Source organism: Flammeovirga agarivorans, from assembly GCF_012641475.1.
GTDB classification, from domain to species: domain Bacteria; phylum Bacteroidota; class Bacteroidia; order Cytophagales; family Flammeovirgaceae; genus Flammeovirga; species Flammeovirga agarivorans.
Window position 1 is genome coordinate 195,838 of record NZ_JABAIL010000009.1, and the last position, 17,964, is coordinate 213,801.

Annotated in this window: 10 protein-coding genes; 6 read left to right on the forward strand and 4 right to left on the reverse strand. The window is 33.5% G+C overall.

The window, feature by feature from the left end:
• Positions 1-82 precede the first annotated feature (82 nt).
• The 4 genes from HGP29_RS22985 to HGP29_RS23000 all read left to right on the forward strand — a co-directional run bounded on the left by HGP29_RS22985 (position 83) and on the right by HGP29_RS23000 (position 8,142).
• Positions 83-1,918, forward strand: coding sequence for a glycoside hydrolase family 71/99 protein (locus HGP29_RS22985; protein ID WP_168884798.1), 1,836 nt, complete (start codon positions 83-85; stop codon positions 1,916-1,918).
• An 81-nt stretch (positions 1,919-1,999) separates the two neighbouring features.
• Positions 2,000-2,845 carry a CPBP family intramembrane glutamic endopeptidase gene (locus HGP29_RS22990; RefSeq protein ID WP_168884799.1) on the forward strand — a complete coding sequence of 282 codons (846 nt, stop codon included), beginning with the start codon at positions 2,000-2,002 and terminating at the stop codon, positions 2,843-2,845.
• A gap of 1 nt (position 2,846) precedes the next feature.
• Positions 2,847-3,809 (forward strand): helix-turn-helix transcriptional regulator, encoded by a 963-nt coding sequence (locus tag HGP29_RS22995; RefSeq protein ID WP_168884800.1) that lies wholly within the window; start codon positions 2,847-2,849, stop codon positions 3,807-3,809.
• Between the two features lie 64 nt (positions 3,810-3,873).
• Complete coding sequence (locus HGP29_RS23000) at positions 3,874-8,142, forward strand: caspase family protein (protein WP_168884801.1); 4,269 nt, start codon at positions 3,874-3,876, stop codon at positions 8,140-8,142.
• A 62-nt stretch (positions 8,143-8,204) separates the two neighbouring features.
• Here HGP29_RS23000 and HGP29_RS23005 read toward each other — a convergent pair whose 3' ends face one another.
• Both HGP29_RS23005 and HGP29_RS23010 read right to left on the reverse strand, forming a co-directional pair.
• A complete protein-coding gene (locus HGP29_RS23005) occupies positions 8,205-10,559 on the reverse strand; it encodes an arylsulfatase (RefSeq protein WP_168884802.1) in 2,355 nt (784 codons plus the stop codon).
• 115 nt (positions 10,560-10,674) lie between these two features.
• On the reverse strand, positions 10,675-11,466 hold the full coding sequence (locus HGP29_RS23010; RefSeq protein WP_168884803.1) for a DUF481 domain-containing protein: 792 nt from the start codon (positions 11,464-11,466) through the stop codon (positions 10,675-10,677).
• 387 nt (positions 11,467-11,853) lie between these two features.
• Here HGP29_RS23010 and HGP29_RS23015 point away from each other — a divergent pair, with 387 nt between their 5' ends.
• Positions 11,854-12,864, forward strand: a complete 1,011-nt coding sequence (locus tag HGP29_RS23015; protein ID WP_168884804.1) for a LacI family DNA-binding transcriptional regulator — start codon at positions 11,854-11,856, stop codon at positions 12,862-12,864.
• A 760-nt stretch (positions 12,865-13,624) separates the two neighbouring features.
• Here HGP29_RS23015 and HGP29_RS23020 read toward each other — a convergent pair.
• Together HGP29_RS23020 and HGP29_RS23025 are read right to left on the reverse strand one after the other, a co-directional pair.
• Entirely contained in the window at positions 13,625-15,310 is a 1,686-nt protein-coding gene (locus HGP29_RS23020; protein ID WP_168884805.1) for a glycoside hydrolase family 43 protein, read from the reverse strand.
• 180 nt (positions 15,311-15,490) lie between these two features.
• On the reverse strand, positions 15,491-16,663 hold the full coding sequence (locus tag HGP29_RS23025; protein ID WP_168884806.1) for a thioredoxin fold domain-containing protein: 1,173 nt from the start codon (positions 16,661-16,663) through the stop codon (positions 15,491-15,493).
• Positions 16,664-16,934: 271 nt separating this feature from the next.
• On the opposite strand from HGP29_RS23025, the gene HGP29_RS23030 reads away from it, so the two are divergent.
• Entirely contained in the window at positions 16,935-17,963 is a 1,029-nt protein-coding gene (locus HGP29_RS23030; RefSeq protein ID WP_168884807.1) for an efflux RND transporter periplasmic adaptor subunit, read from the forward strand.
• The last annotated feature ends 1 nt before the right edge of the window (position 17,964 follow it).

The following is a 17,964-nucleotide window of genomic DNA, read 5'->3' on the forward strand; positions in this document are numbered from 1 at the left end:
TAATTTTAATATTTCTCTCATTTTTTCATTGATCTAAAACCTAATTTTACCGTATGAATGATATTAAATAACTGATTTAGAGATGAAATTACAACTATTAACTTTACTATTACTGAATACTTATTTACTTCTTGGACAGACGAAAAAAATAGTCATTGCTGAATGTAATCCATTTAATAATTATAGTCAGAATAGTGCTTATCTAAAAAGCATGAACTGTCTATCTAATGGCTATAAAGTCAATCAGTTAAATGCAGGTAAACTAAGGACTTTTGTACCACTAATTTCTCAAGTATCCTATCCATTAAATTTACAAGATGCGGTATTGTTCGAGATGGAATCTGCAAGTAAAATGGGGATTAATGCATTTCGTTTTCCTTACTATATCATGGCTAATCCTAGTTATGATGAAGCCTTTTTAGAAGTACTCAACCAATACTTTACTACAGCACAGGAGAAAGGACTAGAATTTCAGTTTTCAATCGAAGTGATTCTGAGGAATAATAACAAACAGATCAGTCATCAATTTTATCAAAAGATGTTGACGGACCGATTGGGGAAAATCTTTGAAGGCAGACAAAACTCTACTTCATGGTTAAGGGATAAGGAAGGAAATATTATGCTTTTTGTCAGAAATCCAGAATATATAGAAGAGTATTTCTACACTAAAAAACATCAACAGAATGCTAAAGAAATAAAAGGTTTGTTGGAAGATATTTCTTTGCAATTTAATAAAGTACTTTCTAAAGTGAATGCTTCTTGTAGTATTGTGTATTACAATAATTATATCAAGGATTTGAACTATGCAAAGAAAGTATCGAATTACTTTTCACTGATGTATTACCCTCCTTTAAAACAGTTCAGGGAAAAAGAGATGGATAATATTTCAGTTTTCTGTAAACGCAAGATGATTCCTTTTATTCAACCAGTGTACAACCAAGTTCACAATAATAGATTAAAATGGAAATCGAATAACAAATATGTGGGCAAAGCATACAAAGAAGAGCTTGATCCAAATGATGTTTATCTCAATCCAAACCCTAAAGACTTTAGTAAGAATTTTGTAAAAACATTAGATCAAGCAATCAGAAGAGATGCAGACTTTATCGACTTAACATCATGGAATAATTATGATGAAGGATCACACATAGCTCCAGAAATGCATCTACAGTTTTCTTTGAGTGAGATTCTAAAATTCAAACTTTCTGATTGGAGAAACGAACTTACAAAAGTAACAGAACAATGCCATATCAATCAATACTCTACTACGTCAACATATAATTTAGGAACAGTAGATGAGGTTGCAGATAAGATTGCTTTTGAGTTGGTGACATTGCTTAATTCACCGGCTGATTTATATATCAATGGTCAATTTTATCAAGTATTGCAATCAGGGTTAACTGTAATTGATTATCCATCAGAAATAGCAAAAGCAAAAAAATACTCAGTTAGAAGAGGTGCTACTAAAGTTTTCGAACAAAAACTAGTACAAATTCCCAAAAGGGAGTTTTCAGATACGATCTATTTTTCATCTTCGACAGCTGATGAAAAATTATGGAAGGAATATACCCAGTCAATTATCAATAATTATATTCAAAACCAAAAAAGTAGATTCTTATTAAGCAGTGAGGAAACGGCGATGTGGTACGATGCTTTATTTACATACACAGTCCAAAAACGTAAGAATCTATTACAACATGATATCAATTCTAGTACCTATAAGAGTAATAGAGAAAAATATGAGAAAGAATACTATAATGCAATAAGAGGACCTCTGACAAAGTTTAATTATGATGTATTCTTAGAAATGGAAAATGATCAAAAACGAGGGAAAGGTATTGTTACTGAGGATGAAAAAGAACTATTATTTCTTGATTATAACCTCTTACCAGAGTCACATCAAGGAGAATTAAAGTAACAGCGGAGAGTTGGTTTCAATAGAAATATTACTAGATTTGTTAGGTAATTAAAACCGCAAAAACTAACTTCTAATTAAGTAATGCAACTATTGAAAAAGACTTTCTTTCCCAATATATGGGAAACGCTATTGTTCACTATTTTTCTTTTAGGTGAAGTATACCTGAGTAAACAATTGGGTGATTTTCTTAAATCAAGTGATGTTCCTGAATTTTTAATTTTGACGATGAAGAATATCCTTCTTCTCTCTTTGATCACTTATCTTGTTTATCGATATCAGCAGTATAGAAATAGCAATACAAAGCTTGAGATAAGTAAAGTTAATGCGATGATCGTACTTTTTTCTATATATGCTCACTTCTGTATAATAATAGCTATTGGTCCACTTACATTGATTCCTTGGTTTAATGAAGCGTTAAAAGAAATCGCAGTACCTTTAGAAACGAATATTCCACTAAAAGCAGCAATTGTAGTATTCATTGCACCTTTTTTGGAGGAAGTCTTATTTCGAGGAATTATTCAAAGAGGCCTATTAAAAAACTATTCTCCATGGATAGCTATTACAGTTTCAGGGTTAGCTTTTGGTCTTTGTCATATTATTAATGGTTCAGTTGTTCAATTTATATTTACGGCTGTTTATGGGCTTTTTTGGGGTTGGATTTATTATAAAACAAGGAATCTTTCCTATACAATAATCCTCCATATATTTCAGAATGGGATAACGTTTATACAATTATTAAAACTAAATGGAGCTCCACAGACCAATGAATTTGATTTTGAAGACCCTATTATGATGGTAAGAACGATCTCAACCGTCGTCATTTTCTCTTTAAGTGCATTATTTTTTAATAAACTTATTATTTTGAAATTAAATGGTCAAAATGAAGCCGTAGAGGAAAACAGAAATAAAATAAGCATTACAGAATAATATGTTAAAGGATGATTCTTTTTTAGGTGATGAATATAACCCCTTTAATTTCTTCGATCGATTTGGAGAAGAAGTGGGAGGAGAGAGAATAAATGATGAATTCCATCTGAAAAATGAAGAGATAGGAGAAATCCATTCTATTCTATATAAGTACATGGATGCCTTATTTATTGGCGTAACGGATATAAATCTAAATAAGGATCTTACATTTAAAAATAAACCATTGCATGATCATAAATATGTAAGTATCAGAATTGGTCAAGCAGGTAATTTTGACAACAAAACGGCTTTACTAAGAGATAGTATTTATATCTATAATAATCTCCAGGAATTCGAAATAAGTTACCCTGCAAATACCAATATGAGATGGTTATTTATCCGTTTTCCTTTGGCTTTTTATGACCTCTTTTCGGAAGATTCTCAATCCAAATTATATGAGTTGATTTCTAATGATGAACCTTGGTTTTACTACAGCCCTATTCTTCCACAGATTGAAACTTTATTAAAAGACATCTATTTATGTTTAGAAGATAAGAGTATCCGTAGAGCTATTTTCCTGTCAAAGTCCATAGAACTGATTACTCAATTAAGATTACATGGGGATAAAAATCAGTTTAAAAACATCGTCTACAATATACATTCTGATGATCTGAAGTTAATGATTGAGGTAAAGGATGAAATTCTAAAGGACTACAGTCATCAACCTAATTTGGATCAGTTATGTAAGAAGTTTGGTATTAGCGAATCGAAATTACAGCGGACATTCAAAAAAGTTTTCCAGAAACCAATCCTTCAGTTTTTTAACACACAAAGAATCACAGAAGGAAGAAAGATGGTGAAACAAAACACCAAAGACCTTACACAGATTGCACTAGAGTTAGGTTTTTCAGACCTTTCTCATTTCAGTAAAGTGTATAAAAAGCAATTTGGAGTTCGACCATCGGAAGATAAACTAATGAGTTAACAAGTAACTATTTTAAGTGACGATTAGTTTTTATACATTTAAAGTTCCAAAATGAACGCTGAGAATGGACTTTCGAAACTACGCTTTAACTTATATATTTACCTTTTTTACACTACTTACTTTTGCTCAGGAAATGCCCATCCCTGATCGAGGTATTAAACTGAAATCGACTTCACAATCCGTTGATATCGATAGTAAAAAATATGCCTTGGTAATCGGAACAGACGAGTACAAAGGAAAACCAGTTTGGGGAGATTTAAAAAATGCTGAATATGATGCCGAAAGTATCAAAGAGATTCTAAATGTAAAGTATGGTTTTACGACCCAGTTATTATTATCTCCAACTAAGAATGACGTTTTCAAAGCATTAATCTCTTACCATAAAAAGCTAAAAAGTAATGATAGGTTTCTTCTGTTTATTGCTGGCCATGGAGATTATGATAAAACAATTTATGATGATGGATTTTTGGTGTTTCAAGATTCAAAAATTCCTTCTGAAGACTTAACTAGAAGTACTTATCTTGGGTATCAACAACTGAATAATATCTTGAATGCTTTACCATCAAAACATGTCGGTATTATATTGGATGTTTGTTTTGGAGGGACTTTTAATAGTAAGGTGGGGTCTTATCGGTCTGGTAATACTCAAGTATATCAAGGGAAAAGCAGTCAAGATTTTGCCCGACAAAAACTAGCTAAAAAATCTAGATTATTCTTGACTTCAGGGGCATTAGAACCCGTTCCTGATGGATACGCTGAAAAGCATTCACCGTTTTGTTATCTATTACTAGATGCTTTGGAACATGGAGATAATAAAGGGCACCCTATTACTTTATCTTGGCTACATCAGCAGGCACAACTAAATATCACAGAATCACTTTATGGATATTTCGGCGATAACCAACCCGGAAGTGAATTTATCATAGGCGGTATTAAAAGTGAAGACAATTCGTCACTAGTAAATAAAATCCTGGAAGAGAAAAACCTTAAACAAAAAGCAGAAAAGAAAGAGAGAGAATCAAGAAGTTTGGTACTTGTTCAGAAAGCCAGAGAAGCTTATTTCCATAAAAATTATAGTAAGGTCGTTCAATACCTAGATGACGCATACCAATTAGATTCTAGTAATACTGTCGTACAGGATATTTATTACAAAATGATGCTCGAAAATGATTCCCTTTATTTTGAGCAAGTATTAAGTAAGCTACCCTTAAAAAAGGAACGGTTAGTCAGTGAGTCGTCTGCTGTCATTAATGATTTACCAATTAGATTATTTGATGTCGATTATGATAATCAAAAAATTGTATTAATCAGTAATCAACAAATTCAGATTATTGATTTTGATGGAAATCTACTTACATCAAGAACAGATACACAAGCGGAGAAAATACTACAGGTTACGTTTCAAAACAACCAAATTTATATTCATAAAGGCAGTAGTTTTATTGTTTTGGATGGAAATTTAGATGAGAAATATTCAATACCGTTGAAGCAGAAATCAAGTTTAAATTTACCTTCTCATTTAAATTTTAAAGTAGCAAAAGATAATGAATATGTCCTGCTTCCCTCTTCTTTAAATCACCATACACTCTACAAAGGAAAAAAGTTAGTTACTGAAATTCAGATAGGTGATATAACGGCTCTTCGTTCCATTGATTTTACTAATAAGAATCATATCACTTTCGAATACTATAAAGATGACCTGAGTACTTACCCATCAGACCCACCCATTTATTTCAAAAGCTATAATTTAAAAGGACAGCAAACAACCAACGAATACAATACACTTCAAAACTATCGTTTGTCTCACCAAACTATTTATAACAATTTTGGTCAAGAAGTATTTGAAGTGAAAAATAGTGATAAGGAGGCTCATATTATTATCAATTCAGATACGTTGTGTGATATATTTTATACCAACTCATCTAACGAACTTGTAAGGGAACACCTAAAAAACGATACCACAGGAGTAGAAAAGGTAGAAAGCAATTCTAAAGGGATAATTATTACTACCGAAAATAAATACCCAAAAGACTATATAGTGCTAGAGGATAGTATTGTTGTTATTGCTCATGAGAATGATATTACACTCACAAACCTATATTCAAATAAAATAATAAAGCGTTTTCGTTGCACAGACTATGTGAAAATGTTGGCTGGTAAAGATGAGAAGTCGTTCTTCCTATTAACCAAAGGATTTCTACAGCAGATTTCTAGCCAAGGAGAGGTACTTCATCAAATCAAAACTCCCCTGAATGAGTCCCTTTATTTATTTGCTAGCCCTAATGACAAGCACCTGATAATTGCCTATGAAAATTACTATTTCTCAGTAATAAATAATGATTTTATCTATGAGGCATATTTGTTCCAATCAGACCCCATTTTAAATGGCTCTCATATTGTAAGAGAAGTGAAATTTCTGACTGAAGATACTTATCTTATTTATGGTGATATAGGTATAGAGTCTTCTGAAATGCTCAATCGAAGTCCGAGAATTTTTAATCATAAAGGTCAGATAGTTAAAAGATTAAAAGGAGAGGTGTTTATAACCACAGAGTATATAAATGCCATTGAAAGTATAAAATCAAACCACTGTATAATTGCAGCGTTTGATAGTGAAAAACAGTCACCTTTACTTTATGAAATCAATAAAAAGGGAGATATTACCCACCAGTTTGCCATGCCTGAGTATACAGATCAGATGGAACATTATATCTATAAGTTAGATGAAACAAGTTTTGTTTACAGTGATCAGAATACAACAAAAATTTATCATTGGAGTGGTGAACATTGGATAGATATCACAAACATTCAACTCATCAATTCTGATTCTTTATTGACAACCAAAAACATAGAAACCTCTTTTCAGTTAGATGCTTGGAACAGTAATTCTCATTTTATCTATCTGTTGAATAAAGATGGTCAATCAAAAGGGCCCTATATCAAGAAAATTTTTTTAAAAGATAGTCAGACTATTCAGTTTTTATCATTAGATGGTACACCATCAACAGCTTTCCTCAATACAATCAGTGATTCGATTTTTTATGGAAGTAATAAAGACGAATTTGCTATGAATGTTGTTCAACGGGATAGTATTGAAGAAAAGTTTTCTAGAGTTTCAGAAGTACCCATCCAAAAGTCTAATGTTATACAAAACAACTTAGAGTATATTCCAATTCTTCTTTCAGATGAAGTAAAAGCATATAATAGAAAAAAGACTAATGTTTATACTCCCATTGAACATTATATTCATATTAATGATAGCCTAATTATTCTATTCAATTCATCTAAACCTCAGCTACAAAAGAGTACAGTTGAGATCTATAACATCAATACAGCCCAGAAAATATATACATTTAAGGATCAATACCATCCGGATGAATTCAAATTTAATTATGATGTAGCCAATAACATTTTGTTCCTTACTAGTTGGAGAAGTGGTAAGAAATCAATCTTTATCAACCTGACTAATTACAATAAATTGGAAGTTAATTATTCTGCGAGTAATATTATTTTTGATCATGAATTGATTGCTCATAAAACTGACCAAGATTTTATACAGGTGAATACTATCAACTCATTAGAAGAAGTAGCCTTGATTCAACCCGAGAAAGAGGTCTATTATTACAGTAAGGGAAGAACAAAACAGTATTCTCCTTCATTGCAAGATCTAATATATGATGGTAAAAGATATTTACTAAAAACAAATCATTACCTCTATGAATTAGATATTGAAAATCAGAAATTATTACCGATCGAACAAGAAACTAGTCTAACCAAACTCAATAAATTTAAATTGAAAGTTAGGGGAAATACGGTGGAATTAGTCAAGGAATATTACCGAAGAAATTCCCAAAACTCTTCTTTTGGCTATCAGTGGATCTTTAAAGATTCTGTACTGAAGGAAATTACCTTACCATTAAATAACCAAGAAGATGTTTTAAAGGTAGTATATAAGAGTGATAATTTAATAGTATTACAAAATAAAAAATCATCTTTCTTTTTTGACTATTCAAAAGAGCAAAAGCTGAGTTATATCAATGAAAATGTAGCATTTACGACTTTAAACTACAATAGCCAACATGAACTGTTTACAGGAGTAGTAGATAACAATATCTATGTGATTGATAAGAATGGAGTGCAACAATCTCATTTAAAATTAAATCACAATGTAGAATCTGCTGCAATTGTAGACCATCAACTAAGAATTTTCATTTACTCAGATAATACAGTAGAAGGAGAGATCAATGTTGGAGAAAATAAATCAGGGTATTATCAGGTTCCATTATTTCAGAAAGGACTTTTAAAATTGAGAGAAGAGGTGTTATTCAAATAAAAAAACTCACAGCGATAGAATACCACTGCGAGTTTGACCTTTAATAAATTGATATGTTCTACTTATTTGCTTAAAGTATTACCGTACTTATCAATAATATTCAACTGAACATAGTTCAGAATACCTGAATACTGTGACCCTTTTACTTTATAATTATCTGTTACTGCTGTACCAGAATCTTTACCTACATCTAATGTTTCATCCAGTGAGTATAGGTTAGGAACAGTTTTATCAACTCTACCGATTCCTATCTCTTTACCATCTGCAAACAATTTAATTGAAGCTGGAGTATATGGTTTCTTTTCATCCATTACTATTTCCGCCTTTATACTTGTTACACCAGAAGGTACTTTTACTTTAGATTTGATGGAGAATTTGTCTACACTATTGCAATACTCATAGTATACATAACCCGACTTATCTACTCTTAATACAAATCCTGCAAATCGACCTCCTTGAGTGATTAATACACCTTGATCTCCTTTTTTGTAACCATCTAAATTCGCTTCTAAAGTATGTGATTGGAATTTCGTAAATGGAGTAGCTCCTTCAGGAATACGTAAGCCATTTGGATATCTAAACTCATTTAACCCTGCCGTTAGCGATGGTCTAAATGATGAACGGAAACGCTCAGTTCTTCTATCATCAATTGGTAAGGCATTACCTTTGGCTGCTTCTGCGAAGAACAAGTATTTCATGTACTCAAGCTTTTCTGGCATTTTCTCAGCCATGTTTTCGGATTGTGAAAAATCTTTAGAAAGGTCATATAACTCCCATTCCATATCTGTGATATTCACTTGACCCGTTGAATTCGACTCCCAAGGGATATTACGCATTGCACCTGCCCACCATCCATCATGGTAGATACCTAAGTTACCAAGGATTTCAAAATATTGAGTGGTATGTGTTTCAGCGGCATCTTCATCATTAAATGAATACACTAAAGATGTTCCATCAATTGGTTCTTGTGGAGCACCGTCAATTTCTTTTGGCATTTCAATACCAGCTACTTCTAATAGAGTAGGAGCAATATCAGTAACATGAGCAAACTGAGTTCTTACTTCACCTCTTTCGTCAATACCATTCGGATAAGAAATAGCCATAGCATTACGTACACCACCTAAGTGAGAAGCAATTTGTTTGGTCCATTGATAAGGTGAGTTGACTGCCCAAGCCCAAGCAGCAGGCATATGGTTAAAATAATCTTCAGATCCTAATCGATTACTTTTTACAGCCTCCACTTTATCTTCCCATTTTTCGGGAACACCATTAAAGAAAGCCATCTCATTCAATAAGCCTTCAATTCCACCTTCTGCAGAAGCACCGTTATCGCCAGCAATGTAAACAAAGATAGTATTGTCCATCTTGCCCATATCTTCTACAGCATCGTATAACCTTCTGATTTGGGTATCGGTATGCTCAGTAAACCCAGCGAAAACTTCCATCATTCGAGCATAAACCATACGTTGTTCATCCGTTAAAGAGTCCCAAGCAGGCAACGATTCAGGACGTGGAGTCAATTGAGTATCTGCTGGAATAATACCTTTTGCTTTCATATTGTTAAAAGCTTGCTCTCTGTAAACATCCCAACCGGCATCGAATTTACCTTTATATTTTTCAATATATTCTGCAGGTGCTTGGTGTGGAGCATGAACTGCACCAGGTGAAAAGTAAACGAAAAAGGGTTTGTCTGGAGCTACAGCATTGACCGATTGAATATAGTTGATCGCCTTATCAGCCATATCAGTGGTTAAGTGATAAGGAGAACCGTCAACATTAGTTTCAGGAGCTTCAATTCTTTTTCTATCCTCCACTAAGGCAGGGTGGAATTGGTCAGTGTCACCACCTAAGAATCCATAAAAATAATCGAAACCTAGATCATTGGGCCAACGATCAAAAGGGCCAGTAAAAGAAGCCTCCCAATCGGGTACATTATGGTTTTTACCATACCAAGAGGTAGAATATCCTTTCTGTTGAAGAACTCTAGCAAAAGAACCAACTTCTTTTGGTAGTTTCATAGTATAGCCATCGTTACCGGTACCAATTTCCATAATAGCACCTGTTTCGGCTCTATGATGATTTCTACCTGTTAATAAAGAGGCTCTTGTTGGCGAACATAAAGCAGTGGTGTGAAAACGAGAATAGGTTAAACCGTTTTCTGCAATTTCATCGAAAGCAGGTGTTTCAATCTGTCCACCCATATGTCCCATTTGGGCATAACCTACATCATCTAATAAAATAAGAACAATGTTAGGAGCTTCACCTAAGTTATTTTCTCTAAAGTTTAATTGTGTTGGTGCAGAATCTTTGGATTCATGTACTGTAAGTCCTTTTACTTCTTGAGCTGTTGAAGTAAGTGGCAAAGCAGCAGCTAATACAATTGCACTAATACTTTTTCGTAATCTTCTTGTAAACATACTTTTTGTTTTTGTTGATAGTACAAATGTAGCTTACAAGACAAGTGAATTACTGTTATATTCCAAGATTCGATTGGTATAAAACAGGCAAAATGATGAGGTGCTGAATTTTACCTTAAAACTTATAAATGATACCGTTTTTCATAGTATAATTGAGTTGGTCGATGGGTACATAGGGTTGATTATCATACCATAATGTAAATTTATTGTTGAAGGTAAGTGAAGAAGATATCTTAAAGTTGATATTTGTCTCTCCACTAATTCTGTAATTCTGAGCATCAGTAAAGCTACTCTGATGGTAAACGATAAAGTTTAAATAGACTGTTTCATTATAGTCTAGTCTATACTTTAGATATAGATTAGAACGGAATAATTTAGGACTGGCAGTTGTTATGATCGTCTCGGTATCTGTCACTTCTTCCCATCGCCAATCTTCTATTTCATAAAAGGTACCTACGCCAAAAATTAGTACAGTATGTTCTTTTCTGAAGAATCTCCATCGGGCATTTCCTCCTAATAACAGCCTTTCATTCATACCTTTTACTTGGTCATACTGAGCTTGTGTGAAAGCTTCAAATGATAGACGCTTATGTTTTCTAAACTTTGATCTAATATGAATAAAACCATTCTGTAAAAGGTCAAAACCTTCTGAATTTAATAATGACAAGTCAGCTAGAACGATAAAATCATGTTTTTGACCGACATGGGCAAAGTTTCCTTTAATACCTCCACCATAAGTCTCAATTTGTTGGTTGATCAGTTCGAAGTTGACATTAATATTACCAACCCATCTAGAAGAATCACCAACATCTAAACGTGACTTCTCAACATTCAGAATCTGAGCTTTTGATGTGATATGGATAAAAAATAGGGAGACAGTAAAAAAAATGTACAGAAAGTTCTTCATTTTGAAAAGAAGTATTGTCGTAATCTTAGTTTGTGAAAGTTCCTACAAATATAGGGAATCATTATTTACAGCCGAATTTTTTGTGCAAACCATTGCATTGCCCACTGAATTTTAACCTCCTACATTTGTAGCATAATTTATAGAGAGAGAATAAAATAATTTATTAACCCACTACCATTTTTTTATTACTGAATATCATATCAATACTAAGATAGTATTCTTGATAAATAGATTAGATTTGATAGACTTCTCCTTTTTCTTAAAAGGGAGAAGTTTCTTTTTTATTGGAAATCATTAAGAAGGAGGATTATAGAGGAATAACGGAATTTGGTATCTTTACTTCGAATATTAAATCAGACTCTGTCAATCGATTCTATACTAAGCTAAATGAAACCTAACCAACGAATTAAATTATCGGACCTTGCGTCTATGCTCAATTTGAGCACATCAACCATATCTAGGGCTTTAAACGATCACCCTAGAATTCCTACAGAAACAAAAAAGAAGGTAAAGGCTTTGGCCAAAGACCTATCGTATCATCCGAATCCTTTTGCGAAAGGTTTACTTCAGAAACAGACAAAAACCATCGGTGTCCTTATACCCACTTTCGGAGATGTCTTTTTTTCTAAAACACTGGAAAGTATAGAGGAAGAGCTTTTCGTTAGAGGCTATAAAATGATTATTGTCCGGTCTGGTAAAACAGCTGAACAGGAAAAAAAAGCCTGTTGGGAACTGGCAAAAAGTCATGTGGATGGAATAATTGCTGCCATAAGTTTTGATCATGAAAACATCTCTTTTATCAATGATATTAATGATGAAGGGATTCCTATGTTGTTCTTAGATAGAGTATTAGAATCTGTAGATGCCAACTTTGTGATATCCGACGACTACATAGGTGCGTTTAATGCTGTTAAGCATCTTATAGCCTCTGGAAGAAAAAATATCATACATCTAGAAGGTCCAGAAGAAGTATCAACAGCTTTTTTCCGAAGGCAGGGGTATGAAGAAGCCCTAAGAAGTGAAGGAATACCGATTCAAGAAAATTATATCATTCAGTGTAAATCAGAAAAGGTGGTAAAAGATAAATTAATAGCATTGGAACATCATTATGATGCTGTTTTCTGCTTTAATGATTATTACGCTTTTGAATACCTTGAATTTGCACAACAGCGGAATATACCGGTTCCTATTGAAGTAGCCGTTATTGGTTTCTCAGATGCTCCCATGTGTCAGTATACCACTCCTAAACTAAGTAGTGTTGATCAATCTTCGGGGGATATGGGTAAAAGTGCTGTAGACCTATTATTAAATGAAATTTCATGTCTGAAAAACAAAAAACCAATAGAGTATCAGACAATTAAAACAAAAACATCATTAGTACTGAGAGAAAGCTGTTAAATCAGGTTCTAAAACGATAATAGTTGTGCAAACCATTGCATTGATCTTTCCTAGTGTTACTTCTAAATTTGTCTTACAAGTAAAATTGAAATGAACAAAAATAGCGGAGATTAACAACAGGAGATTTCAGAAATATTCAACTGACAAAATCGATAAATTTTATTTTATCGTAACACTGCTTAATAACCTAAGTAGCGAACAGCATACTGCACTTTGAAAGTGAGTTCTTAATGTTGTAGTATGTCTGTTCCTATTTCAGGGATCTATTCATCTGATAAAAGTTTAATCATTTTTCTATCCAAATCATACGGATTTAAGTTGTATTAGTAAATCGGCTCTCTCTGATATCTTCTCTTAAAATAAAACATAAATGACCGTTATACTTAGTTATGACTTCTTTACTCTGAATACACAGTATAATTTTAGTTATCTGAGTTATTGATACACCTATTTAGCTGTATCCTTAATTCTAATAAAGTTATTTAGCTTAGTAGAGCCTCATATTGAGGCTTTTACTTTTAGATAACTGTATGATTTATACAAAATCACCAAAAAGGGGGATACTCTCAAATACATTATTATGATATATTTGGAGAAAAGAATAAAGTAGTTTAAAAAGATAAATATATGTGACTGTTATCATGATTCTTTACCCACTAAAAAGTACTTATGTTCAAGTACTTTTTGTCACATATTTCTTGAAACAATCACAGCCTTCATCAATAGACAAAAGCTGTGATCATCAGATTTATGACAGAACTCATTCCTGCTCAAACCCTTTGTAATTAACCCAATCGAAATCAGCATATTCTTTTGCGTTACCACCATTAGAAGTAGCATAAATGCCTACATATGCTCCTGTATAGCCACTATTCCAACCATAGCTGAGAAGTATATTCGTAGGTGTAGTACCTAGAAGGTGATATGTAGCACCTTGGTCTAATGAATATAAGTATTGATATTCATTTCCTCTAGCATTTATCTTTAGAATTACATCTCCTTCATAACTATCAAGTGCCGTAGTTTTGATTACTTTTGGTGCCTGCTTTTTCTCAGCAACAGTTAACTGGATCATAGAAACACCGTCTTTCTTGACGATAGTAAAATTGATATAGTTATCATCTTTTTGGAAAATACTTAAACCTGCTTCAACACCTTGTTTTTTAGGTTTGAAATTCATTTTGGCAGAATATTCAAACTTTGTTTCTTTTTGGCGAATACCCATTAAAGAAGCTCTTTCTCTTAGCGCGATCTTTTGTGGATGGGCATATAAACGTAAATATCCCTTTCGAGTATCTAAGGAATACGTTTTCTCTCTTGGTACTCTTCTGAAGTTCCATTCATAACTTAAAATTGCTTGATCAAAGTTGTCTTCATACGCATCATTTCTCATCTGTGGTTGATCCGCAAAAGGTAAGGCTTCTTCTTTCATTACTCTACCAGTGGCAGGAGCAACAACAGGCCATTCATATTTAGGTTCTTTCCACCAAAAAGTTTCTTTTTCCCATTGAACAGGTATCAGAAATGTCTCTCTACCCATATTTGATGCTCTTTCTTCATCTCCTCGGATACCTAAAGCCACCATATACCAACGACCATCTTTTAACTGAATAATATCAGCATGTCCAGTAGAATTTACCCAATTGTCGTAGGAAAGATTTCTTGTTGTAAGAATAGGGTTTCTCTCGTTGGATACATACGGTCCAGTAATATGATCACTAACAGCAATCATCATGGCATGGTTGTAACTAGTACCACCTTCTGCAACCATTAGGTAATAGCGGCCATCATGTTTATAAAGGTGAGGCCCTTCAACCCAGACGCCACCACAAGCACCTCTGTAGAGGTAATGTCTTTCTCCCTTTAATTTCCAATTGACGATATCCAATTGTTGAGTCCATATTTCTCCTTCTCCTTCATAGTTAGGGTTTTCTGGAGAATGAGTACCCGTAAACCAAACAGTACCATCTTCATCAAAGAAAATATCGGGATCAATTCCAGGAGCTCCCTCTATAATATGTGGCTCAGACCAAGGACCAGCAATATTGTCAGCTGTAATAATAAAATTAATCATTTCTGCTGGAGCACCTTCTTTATTCGGTAAATACACATTGGTAGTGATAATATAGAATTTACCTTTATGATAACGAATCGTTGGAGCATGTATACCACCATTTTGCTGAACGTCCACTAGATTCATCTTACCATTACATTGGTCGATACGATGTAGGCCATAGCCTGCAAACTCCCAATTAACGAGATCTTTACTTCTATGAATGGGTAGTCCCGGGAAGTACTCAAAAGAAGAATTGACGATATAATAATATTCACCATCCGTGGTAATAGATGGATCTGGGTAACCACCTTGTAAAATAGGGTTCTTAAACGTTTGTGCAAAAGCGGATAAACTACAAACGCAAAGGAGTAGTAATAATAATCTTTTCATTGATAATAACGCGATTAATAAAGTGCTCTGTTTTCTGGCTTATTTATGACTACAAGTAAATAGATTTGCAGTTAATGTAAAAATGAGAAATGAAAAAACCGTTGCCGCAATCGATTGAAAAAAAATAGGAATCCAATAATACTACTAGATTCCTATTTTAATTATGGTATATAAGAGAAATTACTTCATCTCTTTTTTGATTTTTGCTAATAAACTTTCGGTACCACTTACATCATCACCTTTCTTTTTTCCGGCTTCAATGGCCTTTTCACAAGCTACTAGTGCTTTATCATATTTTCCAAGTGAAAAACAAATATGAGCTTGGGTATCTAGATTGTAATAATTTTCTTCAATCATTACCGATTGGTTGACCCATGTAAGTGCCTTTTTGATGTACTTTGTGTCGAGACCTAGTTCATAATATCTCCATGCAAAAGAATTGAGCATATTACTCGCCATTAGTGGTTCTTTTACTTTAAGAGCAGCAGCAGCTTTATCAATTTCAATACTTGCATTCTGATAATCTTCAGCTTTGAAATAATAATTGATATTGAAATTTGAGATAATTTTCTCTGAAAGGTGGCTTGGTACTTTCTTTCTGATCACATCAAAAGAAGCTTCCCATTCTTTTCTAGAAGCTTCACCTTTTATCAATGGTCTCATGGTATTGTATGCCATCGATTGATAAGCTTCATCTGTATCAATTGTTAGTTTTGGTAAGACATCAATGATAGCAGAGTTCAAATCAGCATCATAGCTACTTACTAATATAAGTTTTGAGATCTCCTCATTTTTATAGTCATCATCAGACAATGTTTTCAGCCATTTATTCAAGATCACATCATTAGACGTAAATGCCTGGCCTGCAGCCTTGATATAGTTTTGTAAATCTTCCTGTTTTGCATTCTCTTTTAAGGCTTTTTTCTCTAATGCATAAAGCTGTTTTGAAGGATCTACAGCATCTTTTCCTATTTCGATAAATTTCGCTGCTTCTGGGGCTCCAACAGATTTATGGACTAATTCTCCTTCTGCTGAAAAGAATAAAAGTGTAGGGTAGGCTTTAACATCAAAAGCTTTGGCCAACTCAATACCTTCACCTTTTTCCATATCAAAGGCAACACTGATAAAAGTTTCATTGTAAAACTTCCCAACTTCATCTTGAGGGAATATCTTTTTCTTTAGCATTTTACAAGGACCACACCATGTAGTGTAAGCATCCATAAAGATGTGCTTGTTTTGTTTCTTTGCTTCGGCTTTGGCTTCTTCCCAAGTTCCTTCGAAGAATTGGATACCTTGTGCGAAAGTAGAAAGAGAGACGGACAATAGAATGAATAAAGTTGAAATTAGTTTCATTGGAAGTCGTTATGGTTGATTTAAATATTTAAATTGTACTACAAGATAGCCGAATTGGATGAAGTTGAAGAAAATTAAACGCTTTTTAACCTGAAGTTTATACCAAAATGATACGGCTTCATCTGTAAGATTGTCGGCTTCAAAGCCCAAAAAAGTGGATTGAGTAAGAATCAGCATCATTGATGAACATATTGGTGTATAACAAAATGTACATAATCAATGACCTTATTTTCCATCTCAGATGAACAATTACTACAGCATTATCTTACTTTTGATAACATTTCTCGTGGGCTGTACTTCCAAAAAGGAAGAAGAACAGAACAAAAAACCACAATTGGTAAAAGTGGTTCAACTCAACGAATCCAACCAATACAAAACAAAAATTGTAACAGGTGTTTCCGCACCAAATAAAGAAGTTAACTTATCTTTTAGAGTCAGTGGCCCTTTGTCAAAATTTACATTGGAAGAAGGTCAATACATTAGAAAGGGCGACTTTATCGGGCAAATAGACCAAAGAGATTTTCAGTTAGCAGTACAAAAAGCAGAGGCTTCGTTTCAGATGGCTAAGCTTGAAAAGAAAAGAGCAAAAAAGCTTTTTCTAAGCAATAATATATCAAAACAGCATTACGACCAAGCTATCCTAAATTTCGAAACGGCAAAGGTAAATCTTAATAATGCGGAAAATGCATTGAAGGATACGCGTTTGGTTAGCCCATTTTCGGGTTATGTGAAGACAACATCTGTAGAACAAGGCGAACATGTTAGAGCATCACAAAGGATAATTACTCTGCAAGATTTTTCTAAGGTAAGAGTATTGTGTAATGTGCCAGAAGAGATGGTGCTGAACAAAGAACAAATAGACCATATTCAAGTCGTTTTTGATGGTATGCCGAAGAAAACTTTCCAGGCGAAAATTATCGAAATTTCAAACGATACAGAAAATATTAATTACGCATATCCAATGATATTAGAGGTGGATAATCATGAAACATCACTTTTATCGGGTATGACTGCTGAGTTATATTTTAATCTAACTACTATCAATTTCAATACTGCTATACTACCGACTAACGCAGTGATGGCTTCCCCGAATGGACAACGTTTCGTTTGGGGGGTGCATCCTGATCATCAGACATTATCTCCAGTTCAAGTAAAAATCGAAAAGCTACTCAACGATAATAAGATGATGGTTCAAATAGAAGAACCTGCAGATTTTATTGTTTCCGCTGGAGCAACTTTCTTATCAGATGGACAGAAAGTAAGAACTATACAAGACAATTCTATCATTACAGCCAATTAAT

Coding starts and splice junctions, on each gene's coding strand:
- HGP29_RS22990 (WP_168884799.1), top strand. CDS start 2,000: ATGCAACTATTGAAAAAGACTTTCTTTCCCAATATATGGGAAACGCTA.
- HGP29_RS22995 (WP_168884800.1), top strand. CDS start 2,847: ATGTTAAAGGATGATTCTTTTTTAGGTGATGAATATAACCCCTTTAAT.
- HGP29_RS23010 (WP_168884803.1), bottom strand. CDS start 11,466: ATGAAGAACTTTCTGTACATTTTTTTTACTGTCTCCCTATTTTTTATC.
- HGP29_RS23015 (WP_168884804.1), top strand. CDS start 11,854: ATGAAACCTAACCAACGAATTAAATTATCGGACCTTGCGTCTATGCTC.
- HGP29_RS22985 (WP_168884798.1), top strand. CDS start 83: ATGAAATTACAACTATTAACTTTACTATTACTGAATACTTATTTACTT.
- HGP29_RS23025 (WP_168884806.1), bottom strand. CDS start 16,663: ATGAAACTAATTTCAACTTTATTCATTCTATTGTCCGTCTCTCTTTCT.
- HGP29_RS23020 (WP_168884805.1), bottom strand. CDS start 15,310: ATGAAAAGATTATTATTACTACTCCTTTGCGTTTGTAGTTTATCCGCT.
- HGP29_RS23005 (WP_168884802.1), bottom strand. CDS start 10,559: ATGTTTACAAGAAGATTACGAAAAAGTATTAGTGCAATTGTATTAGCT.
- HGP29_RS23000 (WP_168884801.1), top strand. CDS start 3,874: ATGGACTTTCGAAACTACGCTTTAACTTATATATTTACCTTTTTTACA.